Origin of the sequence: Caballeronia udeis (assembly GCF_044909315.1) — a bacterium.
Taxonomy (GTDB): Bacteria; Pseudomonadota; Gammaproteobacteria; order Burkholderiales; family Burkholderiaceae; genus Caballeronia; species Caballeronia udeis_A.
In genome coordinates this window covers 65,530-85,760 of record NZ_JBIYEB010000033.1, presented here as the reverse complement: position 1 = coordinate 85,760, position 20,231 = coordinate 65,530, and the positions used below count along the sequence as shown (strand labels likewise).

Sequence of the window (20,231 nt, the reverse complement as noted above, 5' to 3'; positions counted from 1 at the left end):
CGGTGCCTATCTTGGGGTCCACCCCAAATTTCCGAAGGCCGCCCTGCGCTCTATCGATTTCTTTCTTGCTCGGTCATTGATATTGGCGCCTCATGTCGCCACTCGGCGTTGACTCGCTGAACGGGAGGAGGTGGATTTGGCAATCGCTTTGCAGAGAATGGAAGAGTTGAACAATGGGGACAGTGAAAGTCGGACGCTTGCGGAGATTGTTGCCGTCGACTTCAACAGGCTGATGGCCAATCTCAATCTGCTGGATGCGGCTGGAATACGCGCGTTGCCGCAGCTGGGGGAGATCGGTATTTCCCAGCGCATGCGCGTGGCAGCCAGTCATCTGATCCGTTACGCCGACGAGTCGGCTGTGAGAGCACTGAGTCATCATCGAAGCGACACGGTGCGCGGCATAGCCGCTTTTGCGGTGGCGGAATTGGGCAGAGGGGCGGGAGTCTCAAACATCCTGTCGTCGATCGAGAGCTTTGCCGATGATCAACATTTCGGCGTGCGCGAGTGGGCCTGGATGGCGGTGAGAGAAGACTTGGCTGCCGCTCTGGGCGAGGCAATCGAGGCGCTCGTCTCATGGACCTCGTCGCCACAACCGTTCATTCGCCGTTTCGCAATAGAGGTATTGCGGCCTCGCGGCGTGTGGGCCAAGCATATTGCTGTGCTACGGGCACAGCCGGAGATCGGGATACCACTTCTCGATCCGCTGAACCGCGAGCGCGAAAAATACGTCCAGGACTCGGTCGCCAATTGGCTGAACGACGCAGCCAAAGACCATCCGGCCCTGGGGTACTTGCCGTATGCGAACGGTGGCTGAATGAATGCGACGGAGATTCTGCAACCCGGCGCATCTGCACGAGCGCGCGACGTTCACTGAAGTGAAATGTCCGAACGGAGACGGGCGCCGCACTTTGCCGAACCTAGCCCAGGCAGCACCATCGAGCCCGTCAACCGAACCTAAACAATAAACGGAAACTCCGCCTCGGGCAGCGGGTCACCGGAAGCAAGCCGGCCGGCCAGTTCAGGATACGGCGGAGACGTCTCGCCGCCCCGGTCGACGTAGTGCGCGCCATCACCGAGCCAGCGGAACGAAACCACTCGGCGCGATTGCTGACCCCCTACGTTACCCGGCGCTCCATGCACCGTGTGAAAGTCAAACGCAATGGCATCGCCGGGTTCCAGATCCCAACCGAGGATCCGATAAGCATCGCGGTTCGCATCGATATCCGGCAACTCTTCCAGCCGATCCGACTTGTGGTCATACGCCACGCCGCTGAACTTGCGCGGCCGGAAAAGCTTCCCCCACTTGTGCGACCCGGCCACGAATTCGACGCATGTCTCGCGAGGCACCGGATCGAGGGGGATCCACAGGCTGACGGCTTGCTCGGCGCTGACACAGTAGTACGGCTCATCGTGATGCCAGGGCGTGAGCTTGGCTGCACCCGCTTCCTTCACCAGCACATGCTCGTGAAAGATGCGTGCACGCTGCGAGCCCATCAAGGCCTGAGCCACCGACGCGGCCGGACTGTTCTCGACGAAATCCTTAAACGATTCAATGCGCTGCCAGTTGCAGTAGTCGCCGAAAAAGCGCCCGGTCGTTTTCTCGGGCGTGTAGTTCCTGAACGAGGGTCCCGGATGAGTGGCGTTGTATTCCACACCTTCACGCAAGGGCTCGATCCAGTCCTTGAACACTCCGCGGAGGACGGCGGCGCCATCAATCTCAAACGCTTCCCGTTCTTCTGCCAGCATGCTTATCTCCTTTAATGTTTGATCAAGCGGCAAGACGTGCCAGGTCCATGTCAACGCGATTCGCCACTGGCGAAGCAAGAGTACCGGCAAGGACCACCGCCGGCTCTCTTTAAGCCTTCAGCTTCCCGGCAACGCCGCTGCCGCGCTGCGTCCGCGAAGCCAGTTGATACTGGTGAACAGCGCCACCGCGAACAGGATCAGCATGGTGGCCACGGCGAGAATGGATGGATCGATCGAATCGCGAATGCCGCTCCACATCTGCCGCGGCACGGTCCGCTGATCCGGCCCGCCGATAAAAAGAATCACGATGACTTCATCGAACGAGGTAGCGAACGCAAACACGCTGCCCGTCGCCACGGCCGGCGCGATCAACGGCAGCGTTACCCGTCGAAAGGCGATCCACGGGGTCGCCCCAAGTCCCGACGCCGCGCGAATCAGGCTCTGGTCAAACGAGAGCAGGGACGCGGTCACCGTGATCACCACGAACGGCGTGCCGAGCGCCGCATGTGCGAGCACCACGCCCACGTAGGAGTTGACGAGACCGAGCGGCGCGAAGACCAGATAGAACCCGGCGGCAACGACCACGATAGGAATGATCATCGGCGAGATGAGCAGCGGCATGATGACCGCGCGAAACGGAAAGTTCGCTCGGCTCAGGCCCAGTGCCGCGAGCGTGCCGAGGCAGGTGGCAAGCACCGTGGACGCGGCGCCAATGCCGATACTGTTAAGGAACGCACGTTGCCAGTCGCTGCTGCCAAGCGCTTTCGCATACCAATGCAGCGAAAAGCCTTGCATCGGATAAGAAAAGTACGAGCCTGTGTTGAACGACAGCGGCACGATGGCCAGGATGGGCGCAATCAGGAAGAACAGGATGAGCGCCGAATGCACGCGCAACCACTTCGACGCAATGCGTTCCGAGAGCACTAGATGGCGCTGGCTTTGCATGAGTCTTTCCCCCTAGCCGAAGCGCAGCCGGTCGATACCGACGAGCCGGTTGAACACGAAATAAAACACGGCCGTGAAGATCACGAGATACGCCGACAACGCACCGGCAAGCCCCCAGTTGAGTTGTTCATTAGTCTGCGCCGCAATCAACTGGCTGATCATTTCGTCACCGGCGCCGCCCAGCAATGCGGGCGTGATGTAGTAGCCCAGCGCGAGCACGAATACCAGGAAGCAGCCTGCGCCTACACCGGGCAGGGTCTGTGGCACATAGATGCGGACGAACGCCGTGACCGGATGCGCGCCAAGCGATTGCGCGGCGCGCATGTATATCGGCGACACGCTCTTCATGACCGAATAGATGGCGAGGATCATGTACGGCAGCAGGATATGCGTTATGCCGATCAGCACGCCGGTTCGATTGAACAGGAGCGGCAAGGGATGGCTGACGAGACCCATCCCCATGAGCAGGCTGTTGATGACCCCGCCCGGTTGCAACAGCACGTACCACGCGGTCGTGCGCACGAGCAGCGAGGTCCAGAATGGCACGATCACCAGCAGCATCAGGCGATTGCTCTTGTCCGCCGGCAGGGTGGCGAGCAAATACGCGACCGGATAACCCAGCACGAGGCACAGCAAGGTGACCGATGCACTGATCCATACGGTGCGCGCAAACGCGTTGATGAACACCGAACTGTCAGCGGGCAGGGCGGTGACGCGACCGTCAGGCGTAACGGTGGCGTCGACGGCGGCCAACAGATAGTCGGGCGTAGGCGACACGGCAGAACGCTTCAGGATGCGCCAGATGTCATGCGTGCCCCAGCGCGGATCGAGTTCGATCAGCGCCGGCTTCCAGGCGGGTGGCGCCGTTTCGGGCAACTGGCGCGCGGTCCGCATCAGCAAGCTGCGAAACTCCGGCAGGTAGAAATTCAGCCGCCGCGCAACGGTTCCCAATTGCCCTTCGGCGGACGCACGGCGCATATCCGCTGCGAGGATGGCGAAGGTGTGCTCGTCGGGCAGACCTTCGCCGTTCCATGCCTTGAGCGCTTGCGAGAGCGCCGGCAGGTTGACCGGCACCTCGCGATTCTCGACACTCCGTGACAGCAGGATCGCGATGGGCGCAATGAAGGTGGCGAGCAGGAACAACAGCAGCGGCAGCGCGAGCAGGAGCGCCTGGGCCGAAGCCCGGCGGCGGGTCCTCGCGTACGCCGCACGGCCGTCGGCCCCGGAGCCAGAACCGGTGGATGCATCAGCCGGCTCCCGCAGATTGCTGGTCACTGTCACGGTCACGAGTCGCCTTACTGTGTCAGCCAGACCTGGAAGCGCTTGTTGATCTGGTCGGCGTTATCCGCCCAGAAGCTCGCGTTGATCTGCAGTGCATGCTTGAAGTTGGCGGGAGCCGTCGGCAGGTCGTTCAGGCGATCCTTCGCAATCAGCGGAATGGCATCCTTGCGCGGCGGCGCATAAGCAATGTACTTCGTCAGGTCTGCATAGCTTTTCGCGCTCGAGGCGGAAACGATGAACTTCGCCGCGGCGTCGCCGTTCTTCGCGCCCATCGGAATGCCCCACCATTCGAAGTCATAGACTTGGCCGTCCCACACGGATTCGAACGGCTTGTGGTCCTTGTGCACCGCGTCGTCAATGCGGCCGTTGTAGGCCTGCGTCATGACCACCGCGCCGTCGGAGAGCAACTGCGGCGGCTGCGCGCCGGCTTCCCACCAGACAATGCTCGGCTTGATCGTGTCGAGTTTCTTGAACGCGCGGTCGACGCCCGCGGGTGTGCCGAGCACCTTGTACACGTCGGCGGGTTTTACGCCGTCGGCGAGCAACGCCCATTCGAGCGTCACCTTCGGCGATTTGCGCAACCCGCGTTTTCCGGGATATTTCTTCAGGTCGAAGAAGTCATTGATGGTGGTCGGCGGGGTCTTGAGCTTGGTCGTGTCGTAGGCGTACACGGTCGACCACACCATGGCGGCTACTGCACAATCCATGATTGAGCCGGGGATGAATTCGCTGGTGTTGCCCAGCGACTTGCGGTCGATCTTGCGCAACAGGCCTTCGTCGCAACCGGTGATGGCGTCGTTGGATTCAAGGTCGATCAGGTCCCATGTCGGGTTCTTGGCCTGTTCCATGGCGGACAGCTTGGCGAGGCCGCCATCGTACGATTCAGTCGAGAAGCCGATGCCGGTCGCAGCCGTGAACGGCTCGAAGAACGCTTTCTTGGCCGCTGCCTCGTAAGCGCCGCCGAAGGTCACGACCGAGATGGTATCGGCTGCATGCGCGGTGGCGGCGAACAGGCTTGCCGCCGCCAGGGTGAGTCCGGCGATGCCCGTCATACCGGTTCGAACAAGTGTTGCTTTCATGTCAGTGGACTCCTGCGGTGAAGGACGGAGCAGGGCCGCGAGTAACAGTAACGGCCGTTGCGAGGATCTTGCAGTCGTCGTGGCGCCATGCCACGGCGGTTGCACTGCCGAGTGACGGAAGATCGTGGTGCTGCGTATTCGGGACTTTGACAATGAGGTTGTCGCCATGGCCAAGCTCCCCGAGTTTCAAGTGAACGCGGTGGTGATCGCCGCAATACACGAGTTCTTCCACGCGCGCGCTCACCACATTGATGTCCTCGTGGTTCTGCGCGGCGTCAACCGACGCCAGATGCGCGCGCTCAGGGCGCAACGCGAGCATCGCTTCCTCGCCGTTCCTGAGACCCCGCCCGCAGCGGCCGCGAATGACCGCGCCGTCCGGCAGTTCCAGCGTCGCCCAGTTTGTGTCCTGTTCGAGCACCCGGCCCGTCAGGCCGTTGTTCTCGCCAACAAAATTCGCCACGAACGCGTTGTGCGCGTTTTCATAAAGTTCGGTGGGGGTTGCCGCCTGCTGGATGCGTCCGTCGGAGAACACGGCTACACGATCCGACATGGTCAGCGCCTCCGCCTGGTCGTGCGTCACATAAACCACCGTCAATCCCAGTTCGCGATGCAGCCGCATGATTTCGTATTGCATGGTTTCGCGCAGGCGTTTGTCGAGTGCGCCCAAAGGTTCATCCATCAGCACCACGCTTGGTTCGAACACGAGCGCGCGGGCGAGGGCGACACGCTGTTGCTGTCCGCCTGACAACTGCGACGGCCGCCGGGAAGCCAGTTGCGGCAACTCCACCATCTCCAGCGCCCGCTTCACGCGCGCCTTTTGTTCCGCTTTGCCGACGCCTCTTACCGACAACGGAAACGCAACGTTCTGTTCAATCGTCAGATGGGGGAAGAGTGCATAGTTCTGGAACACCATGCCGATGTCGCGTTGATGCGGCGGTTTGTCGTCAAGGCGTTTTCCGTTCAGGCGGATCTCGCCCTGCGTCGCCGATTCAAACCCGGCGAGCATCATCAGCGTGGTTGTCTTGCCTGAACCGGACGGTCCGAGCAGCGAGACGAACTCGCCTTTCGCCACCTCGAGATCGAGCCCTTCCACGACGTAATGAACGCCGTCATACGTCTTGCTCACACCCGCGAAGGAGATGAAGGAGTGGGTTGACATCGTGTCGTGCTCTGGTGAGTGAGTTTGTCAGGCAAGCTGCTGCGCGAGGTAATGCGCGAAATCGTAGTTCGGCCGTTCGAGATGACTGAGATGGCCGGGTTTTGCCAGCGGTGCCTGCACGCCGCGGAACACCGCCTGTACCCCACGCCGGTCTTCCTCGTTGACCGCATCCAGCAACTCCTTGAGCGACGCCATATATTGCGTGGCCAACGGATCCGCGATGAACTCGGGCGCCAGCCCGCCGCCGAAGCGGATATGGACGCGGCTCGTGCCCAGCGGCTGCAGCACGAGGTACCAGAAGTAACCCGGCGTCAGCGTGACCAGATGAGTCGGATAGATCGCGAGCAGCGCGGTCGTCTTGCGCCAGTGCCCTTGAAGACGCCGGTTATCCGGATGTGCTTGGCCGATGGGAAGCGACGCTTCCTTCGTGATCCAGTGGTAATTGAATGCATCGCTGCCGGGTGGGCATTCCATCTCGTCCAGGCGAGAATGCGGCCCGACGGTTGCCCGATGCAGCATGGGCAGGTGGTAACTCTCCATGAAGTTTTCGGCGAGGATTTTCCAGTTCGTATCCCAGACGTGCTCTTCGTAGAATGTTTCCTTGTAATCAGTCATGCCGTAGTCGGCGATCAGATCCGTGAGGCCGGCAAGCTGTTGCGCCACCGGCGGTGCATCCGGGTCGAGCGTGACATAGATCCAGCCTTGCCAGGTTTCGCATCGCACCGTGGGTAATCGGTAGTTTTCCTTACAAAAGCCGCTTTGGTGTTCCATCATGGGGGCGCCGTGGAGCTGGCCGTCGAGGGTGTAGTTCCATGCGTGGTATGGACATACGATGCGGCGGGTGTTGCCGCGCCCTTCGAGCAGCACCGACATCCTGTGAAGGCACACGTTGGAAAATGCCTTCAATGCCAGATGCTCGTCGCGCAACACGACAATCGGCTGACCGTCTATATCCGCTGTGAGATAGTTGCCCGCTTCAGCGAGCGCACTCGCGCGGCCAACGCACAGCCACTCGCGACGGAAGATGCGCTCCTGTTCCAGCGCCAGGAAATCGGGCGAGGTGTAGACGGCGGGCGGCATCGAGCGTGCGTCGCTGAACGGGCGTTCGCAGTTGGCCTGCAACTGACGGACGATGTGCAGGCCAGCGCCGGATGCTGTCGACGCTGTTATCGACGCTGCCGCCGAGGATGCCGTTGAAGAACCCATCGCGCCTCCCTGTCCCATTCATTGACGGTGGCAACCCTATCAAGCCTGGCTACTGGTTGCTCGCTGCATGGACATCAATCTATCAAGTCAAATTACCAGCCAAAATATTGTTTTTGCATGTAGAACCAAGCTTTTTCCTATCTAGCGGGATTGTTTCAACGGCCGTGCTGGCATTTGATTTCCGCCTCGCAGAACGCGGCGAAATGCTGGACGACCTGACGGGGTTTCATGCTGCTGGACTGCGCGATGCCCAGGGTGGTCGCGTTCACCTCATCCTTGAACTGCTTGATCACGAAATCCTCGCCGTCCACGGTGCGGTTTGATTTGAGCGGGAAGTTGAGGATGCTGTAGCCCAGGCCGTTCGCCACCATGCCGCGTACTACTTCGGGCTGCGACGACTTGAATGCGGGGATTGGCCGCGCACCGACCGCGTCGAAGAGTCCGGCGAAGTATTCGCGGCTGTGCGGCAGGTCGAGCATCACGTAAGGCTCGTCGCGCAGGTCGGCCAGCGCGATGCTGCGCGCGCGGGCAAGCCTGTGGGTCTTGGGCAGGATCACATAGGGCGGCAGGGAGAGCAGCGGGGTGAAGGCGATGTCATCGGTCAGGTCGAGGTTGTAAGTGAGCGCCATATCCAGCGAACCGTCGTGCAGGCCCCGCAGCAAATCCTCCTGATGCGCCTCGAGCGTACGGAACGCAATGCCCGCATGATTGGCGAGGAAACGGCTCATCATGGCTGGCATGAGCGGCGGCGCGAGCGAGACAAGGCAGCCGAGCGTGATCGCGCCTGACATGCCGCCGTCCATTTCCTTGGCGGCTGTCTGCAGGTCCTCCGCGTTCTTGAGCAGGTCGCGCGCGCGCCCCAGCATGTCCCGGCCTGCCTGCGTCAGGGATAACCCGCTCGCGTGATGGCGGATAAAAAGCTGCACCCCGAACGACACCTCCAGGTCCGCCAGCGCCGTGGAAATGGACGGCTGCGAGATATGCAGCAGCTTGGCTGCTGCCGTGAACGACAGGACTTCCGCAGTGACAACGAAGTACCTCAATTGTCGCAGCGAGTAGCGTAATTGCGCAGGTTCCATGGTCCACCCCGTTGGCTCTTCCAGCGCTTATTGTGCGTGGACATAAATCGGCTTGCATAGGCAAAAGCGATGATTTGCATTTTTGAAATATGTTTTTCGGATGCGTCGCCCGAGCGTAGATTTTGCGAAAGGCTAGTGCAAACGCGAGGGGGACGACATGCAACGAGACAGCGATTTATTGGAATGTGCGGCGGAAGGTAAACGCGAGGCGGTCACCGAAGAAGATACCTTGCGCACCGCGTTCCTGGATTCCATGGCGTCGAACTCCACCTCGGTTCACGTGGTGACGACCGGCGCCGGCGACCAGCGCTTCGGCGTCACGGTCAGCGCCTGCAGTTCAGTGTGTGCGGACCCGCCCACGTTGCTGGTCTGCATCAATACCCGCAGCCCGGCGAATGCGGCAGTAGCTGCCAACGGTGTGTTCGCGGTGAACCTGCTGAACGTGGCGCAGCGCGGTATAGCGGATACGTTCGCCGGACGCTCGGCAACGGCCAAGCCTTTCGACTTTTCCTGCTGCACGCACACGGCCGGCACGCTGGGCGTACCGCTTATCGACGGTGCGGTGGCGGCGCTTGAATGCCGGGTGGTGGCGCAGCAGGTTATTGGCACGCACACGGTGTTTTTCGGCGAAGTGGCGGCCATCAAGCGCGCGCCGGTGACGCACATGCCCTTGCTGTATTGCAAGCGCGATTACGGCCAGTTCCTGGCGTTCTAGACGATCCCGTTTTATAGACGGACGACATTCCCAACGGACCGAGGCACAGTAAATGATCAGAACCGGCGAGCAGTATCGCGATTCCATTCGTGACGGACGGCAAGTCTGGATCAACGGCGAACGCGTGAACGACGTGACCACGCACCCCATGTTCAAGCCTATCGTCGACATCCGTGCGCGTATCTACGACATGGCGCACGAGAAAGCGACGCAGGGCGTGATGAGCTATGTCGATGAAACCACGGGCGAGCGCAACGCTATCGGCCTGAAGCTGCCGTACACGCAGCAGGATTGGCACGACAAGCGGCTGGCGGTGGATATCGTGCTGGATGACATTGGCGGTATTGCCACGCGGGTGGGTGATGAAACCATCGGCGAGATGTGGTCGCTGTACGACGGCAAGGATGTGCTCAATGAAGTGGACCCGCGTTTTGCGGAGAACATCGAGCGCCACATCCATCGCACGTTGCACGAGGACCCGTTCCATGTGTCCGCCAACACGGACCCGAAAGGTGATCGTTCGAAGCCGCCCCAGGAGCAGGACCCGGACATGCTGCTGCATGTGGTGAAGGAAACCGATGCCGGCATTGTGGTGCGCGGCGCCAAATATGAAACGGCCGCCGCGTATGCGAACCAGGCGTTCGTCAAGCCGACTATCGCCAACTGGGGCGACGCGAAACTCTCCGACTATGCGGTCGGGTTCATCGTCAACATGTCCGCGCCGGGGCTCAAGTTCATCTGCCGCACGGGCTTCGCGGGCCGCGCGAATCCGGAGGACTACCCGCTCTCCAACCGCTGCGATGAGATCGATACGCTGCTGATCTTCGACAACGTCCTGATCCCTTGGGAAGACGTGTTGTTCTATCAGCACACGAAGGCGGCTACGTTTATTCGCGCCACGCTGCATCGCTATAGCGCGTTCGCGTTCGTTCAGCGCAACCTGCGGCTGGCCGACCTGATGATTGGGGCCGCGCTGTTCAATGCGCGTCAGACGGGGCTTGAAAAGCAACAAGCCGTGCAAGAAAAATTGTCGACCCTCGCGGTCTACAGGGAGACGATCAACGCCCATCTGACGGCGTCCATAGCGTGCGGCGAGCGTAGTCCCGCCGGGTTGATGATGCCCAACCAGTCGCTGCTTTATACCGGTCGAGTGCAGGCGTGTTCGCGGCTTCACGAGATGATGCATCTTGCCCGCGAGTTGTGCGGCGGCCAGATCTGCGTCACGCCGGATGCGGCGTCATTTGCGAATCCGGAGATCAGCGACTGGCTCGACAAGTACTACACCGTCAATGAAAACTGGGTCTCCGACGACCGGCGCAAGTTGCTCGCCTTTGCCCGCGACTTGCTGAATTCCGACTACGCCGGGCATCGGCTGACGTTCCAGCTGTTTGCCCAATCGCCGCCGTTCGCGCATCTGGGCGCCGTGTTCCGCAACTTTGACTTCGACAGTACGCTTGGTTATGTGAAGAAGGCTGCGAACCTGTCGGACCGTGTTGTTCAATCCAGCGCAGAGCCGCGGCTCAAGCGCGTTGTGTGAGGTGTCCATGAGCCATACCCGCATCCGCAAATTCAATACTCGCGAGACCTACCCCGAGCAGAAACTTGACAATGACTTATGCCAGGCGGTGGTCGCGAACGGCACGATTTACTTGCGCGGCCAGATTGGCCAGGATCTGGATACGCGCGAATCGGTGGGCGTAGGCAACGTCGCCGCCCAGACCGAAAAGGCCATGGCAAACATCGCAATGCTGCTGGACGAAGCCGGCAGCAAGCTCGAGGATATCTGCAAGATCACGGTCTATCTCGTCGATGTCCGTTATCGCGAGGCAGTCTATACGGTGGTGGGCAAGTGGTTGAAGGGCGTGTACCCCGTCTCCACCGGGCTCGTGATTTCAGCACTCGCGCGGCCCGAATGGCTGGTTGAGATCGATGTGATCGCCGTCATTCCGAACAGTTGAACGGAGCCTTCTCATGACCTTTTCACTGGCTGGCCGATGCGAGCGTACAGGCATGGTCGGCGGTATCGTGTGCAGTTCGAGCATTGCAGTCCCCAGCCGTTGCTTGTGGGCCAGTCCGCATGGCGTGGTGCTGAGCCAGAACGTGACTGACCCGCGCCTTGGCGTGCTTGGGCTGCAATTGCTGGCGCAGGGATTCGGCGCGCAGAGCACCTTGCGGCAGTTGCAGGACGCGCGGCCCTACGCCGAGTGGCGACAGCTTGCGGTACTGGACGCCGATGGTTCACGAGAAGCGGTGACCGGCGCGAAAGGACTTGGGGTTATCGCAACGAAGGCGGGGCGCGACTGCATCGCGGCGGGCAATCTGCTTGCCCACGATGGTATCCCCGCCGCCATGGCGGCTGCCTTCGAAGCGTCTCATGCGAGTTCGCTAGCCGAGCGCTTGATCCTTGCGCTGGAAGCGGGCGCGGCGGCGGGCGGTGAGGCGGGACCGGTGCATTCAGCGGGGTTTTGCGTTTACGGACGGGACGTCTGGCCGCTCGCGGAATTGCGGGTGGACTGGTCCGATGAACCCATCGCCGACTTGCGTGCGCTCTGGCAGCGCTACGAACCGCAAATGAACGACTATGCGACGCGTGCAAAGCGTCCCGAGCAGGCGCCTTCGTATGGCGTACCCGGAGACCTCTAGCTCATCACGTCTGCCTTGCCGGTTGATCGCGGCCAGGCACTAGCCGGCATTGACACCACCCTCGCTCCCTGGCGATTTCGTGTGACATCCACGTTAAGCGATGTCCCGGCGAGATCGCCTTTTCTCAAAGTCCATCATCTCCCTCTTTCAGCGCGCATTGTCTGCACACTGAAAGGCACGGCTAATTCTTGTCTAAGCATGGCGGCATAGCCTTAAGTCGAACCGGTCGATCGTCGTACAAACCATTGCTATTCGCAGTTACTCGCCTGTTAAGGGTCTTTAACCAGTTGGTACGCTTGATCCGTTAGGATTTACTGAGAAATTTTCCGTAATCCAGCGAGGAGAGCAATCCTTTGGCATCCAGGGCAGAGCTAAAAAGGTTCAGGTCGAACCTCGCCGATGAACTCGACAGCGCGGCGCTTTACGAAACGCTGGCAAGCGTCGAGAAGGATGGTTCGAAGAAGGCCATCTATGCGGAACTCGCTGCGTCCGAGTTCACGCATGCGCAAGTGTGGCGGGAGAAACTTCGGGCGAACGGCGTCAAGGTCCGGGCGCATCAGTACAGCACCAAGACCCGGGTCATGCGGGCGCTCGTGCGACTCTTCGGACCGGATTTCGTATTGCGCACCGTCGCTGCCGCAGAATACGCGGACAGGGACAAATACGCGGGGCAGCCGGATGCTGCGCAGATGGCCGAAGAAGAGCATCGGCACGCGGACATGGTGCAACGCGTGGCCAATCACAAGCGCCCCGCGCAGTCGAAGGGCGCCGAGATTGCCGCAGCGGAATCGTGGCACAAGGGCGTTGCGTCCGGCAATGATCTTCGGGCAGCGGTCCTTGGGGCGAACGACGGACTGGTATCGAATTTTTGTCTGATCATGGGGGTGGCAGGCGCGGGGACCAACAACAAGACGATCCTGCTGACGGCCTTTGCCGGTCTGATCGCGGGCGCATGTTCCATGGCGCTGGGTGAGTGGCTTTCAGTGACCAACGCACGGGAACTCGCCCGCACCCAGATCGCGAAGGAAGCGGACGAGCTTGAACACACGCCTGACGCTGAGCGGCATGAACTCGCGCTCATCTATCAGGCAAAGGGTCTGGATGGCGATGAAGCCCGGCGGGTTGCCGCGCAGATCATGCGAGACAAGGACAAGGCGCTCGACACGCTCACGCGGGAAGAACTCGGCCTTGATCCTGGGGAGTTGGGCGGGAATCCGTGGTCGGCTGCCGGCGTGTCGTTTTGTCTGTTTTCGATGGGCGCTATTTTTCCGGCGATGCCTTTCTTGTGGAGCAGCGGGCTGGCGGCAATCGCCCAGTGCGTGGCGCTAAGCGCGCTGGCGCTCGCTGCGATCGGCGTGTTCACGTCGCTTTTCAACGGGCGTAGTGCGGCGTTTTCGGCTATGCGGCAAATCGTTATCGGGTGTATCGCAGCGAGCTTCACGTTCTGCGTGGGGCGCTTGCTGGGCGTGTCAATATCCTGAGGGTTGCATGGGTTCGAAGGCGGTAAGCGGGTGTTTGTACCACGGGGTTTTCACGGAGCAATGTGATGAGCATTAAAGCGACGAAGATGCCCCTGATGCCGGCTGCCGGCATGACGGTCTTTGCGCTTGTAGCGGGTTTTTACGCGTACGGAACGTCGACGGGCACGGTCGATTCTCTCTACAGCACACTGGGGAATGTCGTCGGCGTTGGGGTGGGTCTTGCATTACCGGCTCTGCAGGCAATCCGCGCGAGACGTGCAATGCACATGCTCAGGCTCGAGCGCTTGCGTGAGACGGTCACCGTAGTCAACATCAGCCGCGGACTCGCCGATCAGGCGAACGCCGCGCTCTGCCGCGGTGCGTGCGACAACAGTTACTTCCAGCAGACCTACAACCGCTCCCAGATCGAATACGCATGCCGGCTTGTCGACCAGATCCAGCCGGTTTCATCGACACGGCACGCGAACGATGCGGTTGTGGACACTTGGCGCGACCTGCGCACGTTCTTCTCGCTTCTCCACAGCGCGGCGTCCGATTTCCGGGACTGTCAGGCAGTACCGGAAAGGGTGATCGGCAGTCTGCGTGCGTCGTACGGCAAGGTGGCGCACGACATCGATTGCCTCGAAACCGAGTGCCGGCGGCTGCAGGAAAAAATCGACTTCTGGCAGGTTGCGCGCAAGGTTTGAACGCTGGTGTTCACCGCGCGTTCACCGCGCGGCGCGGGGCCGAAAACGCCTAACGGTCTGCGTATTGGTGTTCAACGCCGGGTCCTGAACTATCGGCGCCCGACGATCCCGGCTTGCGCGCCACCGCAAGCTGCCATGCGAACAATCCGGGAACGAAGACGAGCAGGTCGCGCAACCGTCTTGCACCGGCCAGTGCGAGACTCACGGACGGATCGAGACCCAACGCGCCTCCGATCAGCACAAATCCCCCTTCCTGAATGCCCAGCGCACCGGGTACAAAAAACGCGGCGCTGCTGAGTGCCTGAATCAGCGATTCAAGCACGACAGCTTCGGCAAAACTGATCGGCGAACCTAGAAAGTGGAGTGCCAGCCAGATCTCGAGAGACGTGGCGAGGCACTGCAACGGCTGCCAGATAAACAGATAACGCAGGACAACCCCGCGTCTTCTCCAGATCCGCTTGATCGACTGGTCGATGCGTAGCGACGGGCCGGCTAGTGCCGCAATCTGGCCGCTGGTCATCCGATTGAACAAGCGGGTCATTCTTTCGAACAGGTTCACGTGCTGGATCAGTGCAAAGCCTGCCAGGAGCGGTGCGAGCAGCGCCAATCCCCAGAGCACATCTACTGCAAGCTGGCGTTCGCCGGGTGTGGCGTGGCCCATCAGGAAGGCTATGCCGACCAGCGTGAACACGAGCTGGCTGATCAGCGTGAGCTGCATGTCGACGACGAGGCTCGCTGCAGCAGTGGATGCCCGCAAACCGGCGCGGGTCAGGAGGCGGAACGAGACGATCTCGCCGCCAACCCGTGCAACCGGAAGCAGGCTGTTGACGGACTCGCGAATCCACACCAGCCGCAGCATGGCCATCAGACCCGGCCGGCCGGGTCCGATAATGAGCGTTTGCCAGTCCCGGGCATTGGCCAGCATTGGCAGCACATGGACGGCGGCGGCGAGGACAAGGCCGGGACCCGCGGTGCGCAACAGCGCGAACACCGAGCGTGGATCTTCGCGCCACACCAGCGCCAGTGCCACGATCAGTCCAAGTGCCGCGACAACACGGCCGATATATTTAGTCATGCGATTCAAGTCAATAAATTACGCTGCAACGATCACTTCTCCCCAAGCGGATAAAGCAGGCCGTCGCGGCCGACTTTGAACTGGAAACCTCGCCAGAGTACGCGCGTCGAGAAAAAGCTGCTGACGAAAATGGCGAAGCAGACGAGATCCCAGATTGGCAATAGCCATAAATCACCCGACGCCTGGCCAAGCGCGTGGTCCAGTTGCAGTTTCAGCGCAAGCCGCGTGAACAGTGCCGCCAGCGTGAGCGGCCAGGTCCACACGGCGGCGCCGGACAATGCAATCGCGAACAACGCGAACACAAGCGGATGCGTGAGCGCCGAGCCCAGGTGGCCGGCCGGATCGATTGTCCGGATAGTACGACTCCAGCGCAGTTCATGGGAGATCAGTTGCGCTGCGCTGGTTTCAACGCAAGCATGCGTCACGATGATGGGCGGAACAACGACTTTTTCTCCCAGTTGCCGCACCGCTTCACCAATTGCATGGTCCTCGGCAAGATGATGAGTGAACTGCGAGAAGCCGCCAATCTTTTCAAGCGTTGCCCGGCGCAAGGCAATGGTTTGCCCGAAACAGGGGCGCGCAAGCCGAAGCGCCATGCCGACCACCACGCTGGGAAGAAACTGGTAGTTGCTCGCCTTGGCGGACAGTCGAGGCCAGAAACCGGCATCCGGCAGCCCGCGATAAAGACACGTGACCAGCCCGACTCCCGGCTTTTGCAACTCGCCGACAATACCGCGCAGGTAGTCGGGGCCGACCCCCACGTCGCTATCGGCGAACACCAGGATGTCATGCTGCGCGTTGGGCAGCATATTGAGGATATTGCTCATCTTGCGGTTCGGGCCATACAGCCGGGAATCCACCACGATCGCAATTTCAGCCTGAGGATGCAACTGCCGCAAACGCTCCACTACATCGAGCGCGGGGTCTGTCTTGTCGTGGACACCGAACAGGTACTGCACGGGCCCGGGATAATCCTGCTTGCAGAATCCCGACAGGTTTTCGAGCAGCGCCTGCTCGTTCCCATGCAGGGGCTTGATGATCGTCACACCCGGAAACGAACTGGGCTCCGCGCAAGTGCGCGCGAGAAAGCGCCTCGTCAACTCCGCGGCAGCCAGCATGTACACGATCCCGAAGACCGCGCTTGCGCCGCACACATACGCTGCCCAGTGCAAGGTTGCGTGCGCCATGGGCGGGTTGCCTGCGTAGATAGCGAAGGCGACCAGCAGGCCGGCGCCTGCCAGCCACGCGGATCGCACATAGAGCCTTCGAAGCCGTCTGTGTTTCGCGGGTGACACGTCGGGGAACTGACCGGGCGTGTCGGGCACGTCCGGGGTCATGCCTCGTGAGCCCGGAGAAACTTGAAGAACTCCACGCCTTCACGCAGGCGCCGCTTCATCATCTCCCAGCTCATCAGCATCTCGCGGACGATTTCCCAGATCTTCGACGGCCTGAAATAGAAGCGCTTATAGAACTCTTCGAGGCCGTGATAAATCTCCTCGCGCGACAGATGCGGATACCCGATCGCCGAAAGCTGGACGCCCTTTGAACTGACGAGGTTGATCACCTTGTTTTCCTGCAGCCAGCCGTTGTCGACCGCTTGCTTGTAAAGCGTGGTGCCCGGGTAGGGCGCGGCAAGCGACACCTGGATGGTGTGCGGATTGATGTCCTTCGCGTATTCAATGGTCTTCTGGATCGTTTCGCGGGTTTCGCCAGGGAGGCCAAGGATGAACGTGCCGTGGATCTTGATGTCGAGCTTGCGGCAATCTTCACTAAAGCGCCGCGCGATATCGGTGCGCAGGCCTTTCTTGATGTTGAGCAGGATCTGGTCGTCGCCAGACTCATAGCCGACGAGCAACAAACGCAGGCCGTTCTCCTTCATGATCTTGAGCGTGGCGTAAGGCACGTTCGCTTTCGCATTGCAGGACCACGTGACGCCAAGCTTGCCGAGTCCGCGTGCAATCTCTTCCACGCGCGGCTTGAAGTCGGTGAAGGTATCGTCGTCAAACATGATCTCCTTCACTTCGGGCATGTTGTCCCTGATCCATTTCACTTCTTCGAGCACGTTTTCGACTGAACGCGTGCGGTACCGATGCCCCCCGACCGTCTGCGGCCAGAGACAGAAGGTGCACTTCGACCTGCAGCCGCGTCCGGTGTAGATCGATACATACGGATGTTTCAAGTAACCAATGAAATAGTTTTCGATCTTCAGGTCGCGCTTGTAAATGGGCGCGACAAACGGCAGCTCGTCCATGTTCTCGAGAATCGGCCGGGCCTCGTTGTGCATGATCCCGCCATCCGGCTGGCGGTAGCTCAAGCCTGGAATCGAGGCAAGCGGCAGGCCCTGCGCAATGTCCCGGCAGGTGAAGTCGAATTCCTCGCGGCATACGAAATCGATTGCCTCGCTAGCCACGAGCGAATCGTGCGGGTCGACGGCGACTTTTGCACCCACCATGCCCACGAGCACCGCGGGATTGCGTTGCTTCAACTGTTCGGCAAACAGCGTGTCGGTCGGAAACGAGGGTGTGCTCGTGTGAATCACGACAAGCTCGTATTGCTGTGCGATGTCGAGTGACGCTTCCACCGAGAGGCCATCGGCGGGGGCGTCGAGCAAACGGCTTCCTTCAATCAGGGCGGCCGGCTGCGCGAGCCATGTCGGGTACCAGAACGACCGGACTTCGCGCTTGGCCTGATATCGCGAGCCTGCTCCGCCGTCAAAACCGTCATAGGAGGGGGCCTGCAGGAACAGTGTTTTCATGGGCACTCCGGGAAGGCGCGATGTGGGTAAATACAGGGACCGATTGGACGGAACGAACGTTACGGCCGTGTGATGAAAGGCTTGATCATGTCGAATGAAGCGGAGATTCTGCGAGCCGCATACTGAACACGTGTCTTGAGAGAAGGAACCGGCTTTCAAATGAAAATGAAAGTTAGCCGATGGCCTTTAGTGATTTATATCGGGTCGCGCTCCTCGCAAAAGGCGCACGAATCCACCACGCTCGGCGAACATGTCGAGGGCATGACAGACAAGGAAAATGTTGATAACGGTTACGTAAAAAGTGTCGGCCTGATGACCATCGAAGTAAAATAGACCGGCATACTTAGCCGATAGTTAGGCAACCTTAACCGTTTGTAAGGTTGTTTCCAATCTTGCTCAACGGAAGACATTCGAATGCGCATCCTGGTGGTAGAGGACGACGACTTGATCGGTACCGCGATTGCTCGTGCGCTGCGCGACGCGGCTTACGTCGCGGACTGGGTCATGGACGCGCCCTCGGCAATGGGCGCGTTGCTTGGCCATGAGCATGACGCGGTACTGCTCGACCTGAACCTTCCTCAGGGAGATGGCCTGAGCATCCTGCGCGACCTTCGCAAGCGCGACGCGGATACGCCTGTGCTCATCATGACCGCGCGCGACGGTGTGGATGACCGCATAGAAGGGCTGGATAGCGGAGCGGACGATTACCTGGTCAAGCCATTCAACCTGAACGAAATGCTGGCGCGGCTTCGTGCGGCAACACGCAAGCTCGGCCACCATCCGGACGCCACGCTTTCGAGCGGCAAGCTGTCGCTTGATCCCCGCACGCTGGTCGCGGTGTATAACAATGTCGAGTGCCGTTTGTCGGGCCGCGAGTTCGCGGTGCTGAGGGCGCTGCTCTCGCGCCCCGGCATCATCCTGTCGAGGAGCGAGCTGGAGGACCGGGTCTACGGCTGGAACGAACAGGTCGACAGCAACGCCGTCGAATACCTGATCCATACAATTCGAAAGAAGATCGGGCATAGCGCGATCCGCAATATAAGAGGTGTGGGATGGATGGTCGACAGGGACGAAGGCCACGCTCGCTGACAAGACAGCTCACCTGGTCGATCATCGGCATCATTGTGGTGTTCGCACTGATGGGCGGGGCGTTGTCATTCGCCGGTGGGTACCGCGAGGCGAGCCGGCTGCAGGACAGCCATCTGCATGATATCGGCGTGTTGATCAACAGCGGCAAGCTGATGCTCGCGGCCCCCACCGTGACGTGGCCCGATGCGCATGGCAACGGTATGTCGATGATCATTTCACGCGTTAGTCCGGGGGCGTCCGGTACCCCCGTTGACGTGCCGCTGCCGCGAATCGAAACGCTTGCGGACGGGTTCCAGAACGTCGACTTCGAGGGCAGGCGCTGGCGCGTCAACGTGCAGACCCTGCAAGGCGGCGACCGTCTCCTGGTAGCGGAGCGCGCGACTATCCGGGACGAGATCGCTCATGACGGCTCGTTGCGAACCCTGTTGCCCATGCTTGCATTGACACCGCTTCTGCTGATTGTCATCGCGCTGATTACTCGCGCTGCGCTGGCGCCTGTACGGCGCCTTGCCGCAATCGTGGATGAACAGGACGAGGTCACGCTCGGCGCGTTGTCGGAGGTGGGAATCCCGAAGGAGTTGCTGCCGTTCATCCGCTCGATCAATCGCCTGATCGGCAGGCTCAAGGACGCCATGGCGCAGCAGCGGCGGTTTATCGCCGACGCCGCGCACGAGCTGCGCTCACCCCTGGCTGCCCTGACGTTGCAGGCTGAAAGCCTCACTGCGGCTACCGGTCCGGAGGACGCGCGCGGGAGGCTGACGGCCTTGCAGGCCGCCGTGCATCGCACCGCGAGACTGGTCGAACAACTCCTGGCGCTGGCTCGTTCACAGCATATGGCCGCGCCTGTACGTTCGCATGTGTCGCTTCACAAGCTCGCCACGGACGCGATCCAGGATGCAGTCAACATAGCCAATGCGAAAAACGTGGATCTTGGACTCAAGCAGGTGGACGACACCCAGGTCGATATCGACGCATCGGCTGTCACCATTGCACTGCGTAACCTGGTGGACAATGCAGTGAGGTATGTGCCCGCAGGCGGCAAGGTCGACGTTGCCGTGGTGAGCCGCGAAGGCTACCTCGTTTGCAGCGTCAAGGACTCGGGACGGGGTGTGCCCGATGACCAGCTTGTCCGCGTGACCGAGCGGTTTTATCGCGTGCCGGGAACCGTGTCCAGCGGAAGCGGGCTTGGGCTGTCCATCGTTTCTGAGATCGCTCGCCGTAACGGCGGCCGTCTGGAATTGCAGAACGCGAGCGATGGTTTTCATGCGACTTATTATCATTTGCTTTAGCGC

At 60.8% G+C, this 20,231-nt stretch carries 20 protein-coding genes; 10 read left to right on the top strand and 10 right to left on the bottom strand.

The window, feature by feature from the left end:
• Positions 1-157: 157 nt before the first annotated feature.
• Positions 158-814 (top strand): DNA alkylation repair protein, encoded by a 657-nt coding sequence (locus ABH944_RS36695; protein ID WP_404659650.1) that lies wholly within the window; start codon positions 158-160, stop codon positions 812-814.
• Between the two features lie 140 nt (positions 815-954).
• Here the strand turns inward: ABH944_RS36695 and ABH944_RS36690 are convergent, their stop codons facing one another.
• From ABH944_RS36690 to ABH944_RS36660, 7 genes are all read right to left on the bottom strand, one after another.
• The gene (locus tag ABH944_RS36690) at positions 955-1,746 is read right to left on the bottom strand and encodes a phytanoyl-CoA dioxygenase family protein (protein WP_404612738.1); all 792 of its coding nucleotides are present in this window, start codon (positions 1,744-1,746) and stop codon (positions 955-957) included.
• 117 nt (positions 1,747-1,863) lie between these two features.
• Positions 1,864-2,691 carry an ABC transporter permease gene (locus ABH944_RS36685; protein ID WP_062091342.1) on the bottom strand — a complete coding sequence of 276 codons (828 nt, stop codon included), beginning with the start codon at positions 2,689-2,691 and terminating at the stop codon, positions 1,864-1,866.
• Positions 2,692-2,703: 12 nt separating this feature from the next.
• Positions 2,704-3,972: an ABC transporter permease gene (locus tag ABH944_RS36680; RefSeq protein ID WP_404612877.1), complete on the bottom strand. Its 1,269-nt coding sequence runs from the start codon at positions 3,970-3,972 to the stop codon at positions 2,704-2,706.
• Positions 3,973-3,986: 14 nt separating this feature from the next.
• Positions 3,987-5,024: an ABC transporter substrate-binding protein gene (locus ABH944_RS36675; RefSeq protein WP_404612879.1), complete on the bottom strand. Its 1,038-nt coding sequence runs from the start codon at positions 5,022-5,024 to the stop codon at positions 3,987-3,989.
• A gap of 28 nt (positions 5,025-5,052) precedes the next feature.
• Positions 5,053-6,210, bottom strand: coding sequence for an ABC transporter ATP-binding protein (locus ABH944_RS36670; protein ID WP_404612740.1), 1,158 nt, complete (start codon positions 6,208-6,210; stop codon positions 5,053-5,055).
• A 27-nt stretch (positions 6,211-6,237) separates the two neighbouring features.
• Positions 6,238-7,416: an SRPBCC family protein gene (locus ABH944_RS36665; protein ID WP_404612742.1), complete on the bottom strand. Its 1,179-nt coding sequence runs from the start codon at positions 7,414-7,416 to the stop codon at positions 6,238-6,240.
• A gap of 155 nt (positions 7,417-7,571) precedes the next feature.
• Positions 7,572-8,495, bottom strand: a complete 924-nt coding sequence (locus ABH944_RS36660; protein WP_404612744.1) for a LysR family transcriptional regulator — start codon at positions 8,493-8,495, stop codon at positions 7,572-7,574.
• 157 nt (positions 8,496-8,652) lie between these two features.
• Between ABH944_RS36660 and ABH944_RS36655 the strand changes: the two genes are divergently transcribed.
• From ABH944_RS36655 to ABH944_RS36630, 6 genes are all read left to right on the top strand, one after another.
• Positions 8,653-9,210 carry a flavin reductase family protein gene (locus tag ABH944_RS36655; protein WP_404612746.1) on the top strand — a complete coding sequence of 186 codons (558 nt, stop codon included), beginning with the start codon at positions 8,653-8,655 and terminating at the stop codon, positions 9,208-9,210.
• A gap of 52 nt (positions 9,211-9,262) precedes the next feature.
• The gene (locus ABH944_RS36650) at positions 9,263-10,747 is read left to right on the top strand and encodes a 4-hydroxyphenylacetate 3-hydroxylase family protein (protein ID WP_404612748.1); all 1,485 of its coding nucleotides are present in this window, start codon (positions 9,263-9,265) and stop codon (positions 10,745-10,747) included.
• Between the two features lie 7 nt (positions 10,748-10,754).
• Positions 10,755-11,168 (top strand): RidA family protein, encoded by a 414-nt coding sequence (locus ABH944_RS36645; RefSeq protein ID WP_404612750.1) that lies wholly within the window; start codon positions 10,755-10,757, stop codon positions 11,166-11,168.
• A gap of 13 nt (positions 11,169-11,181) precedes the next feature.
• The gene (locus ABH944_RS36640; protein ID WP_404612752.1) at positions 11,182-11,853 is read left to right on the top strand and encodes a DUF1028 domain-containing protein; all 672 of its coding nucleotides are present in this window, start codon (positions 11,182-11,184) and stop codon (positions 11,851-11,853) included.
• 353 nt (positions 11,854-12,206) lie between these two features.
• Complete coding sequence (locus ABH944_RS36635) at positions 12,207-13,334, top strand: VIT1/CCC1 transporter family protein (protein ID WP_404612754.1); 1,128 nt, start codon at positions 12,207-12,209, stop codon at positions 13,332-13,334.
• A gap of 65 nt (positions 13,335-13,399) precedes the next feature.
• Positions 13,400-14,020, top strand: coding sequence for a hypothetical protein (locus ABH944_RS36630; protein ID WP_404612756.1), 621 nt, complete (start codon positions 13,400-13,402; stop codon positions 14,018-14,020).
• A 49-nt stretch (positions 14,021-14,069) separates the two neighbouring features.
• On the opposite strand, the gene ABH944_RS36625 is transcribed toward ABH944_RS36630, so the two are convergent.
• From ABH944_RS36625 to hpnJ, 3 genes are all read right to left on the bottom strand, one after another.
• Positions 14,070-15,095: a lysylphosphatidylglycerol synthase domain-containing protein gene (locus tag ABH944_RS36625; protein WP_404612758.1), complete on the bottom strand. Its 1,026-nt coding sequence runs from the start codon at positions 15,093-15,095 to the stop codon at positions 14,070-14,072.
• 32 nt (positions 15,096-15,127) lie between these two features.
• On the bottom strand, positions 15,128-16,282 hold the full coding sequence (hpnI, locus tag ABH944_RS36620; RefSeq protein WP_404612881.1) for a bacteriohopanetetrol glucosamine biosynthesis glycosyltransferase HpnI: 1,155 nt from the start codon (positions 16,280-16,282) through the stop codon (positions 15,128-15,130).
• Positions 16,283-16,428: 146 nt separating this feature from the next.
• Positions 16,429-17,850 (bottom strand): hopanoid biosynthesis associated radical SAM protein HpnJ, encoded by a 1,422-nt coding sequence (gene hpnJ, locus ABH944_RS36615; protein ID WP_404612760.1) that lies wholly within the window; start codon positions 17,848-17,850, stop codon positions 16,429-16,431.
• 159 nt (positions 17,851-18,009) lie between these two features.
• On the opposite strand from hpnJ, the gene ABH944_RS36610 reads away from it, so the two are divergent.
• From ABH944_RS36610 to ABH944_RS36600, 3 genes are all read left to right on the top strand, one after another.
• Positions 18,010-18,183, top strand: a complete 174-nt coding sequence (locus tag ABH944_RS36610) for a hypothetical protein (protein ID WP_404612762.1) — start codon at positions 18,010-18,012, stop codon at positions 18,181-18,183.
• 81 nt (positions 18,184-18,264) lie between these two features.
• The gene (locus ABH944_RS36605; protein WP_404612764.1) at positions 18,265-18,939 is read left to right on the top strand and encodes a response regulator transcription factor; all 675 of its coding nucleotides are present in this window, start codon (positions 18,265-18,267) and stop codon (positions 18,937-18,939) included.
• Complete coding sequence (locus tag ABH944_RS36600) at positions 18,903-20,228, top strand: ATP-binding protein (RefSeq protein WP_404612767.1); 1,326 nt, start codon at positions 18,903-18,905, stop codon at positions 20,226-20,228. Before ABH944_RS36605 ends, ABH944_RS36600 begins: the two co-directional genes overlap by 37 nt.
• Positions 20,229-20,231: the final 3 nt, after the last annotated feature.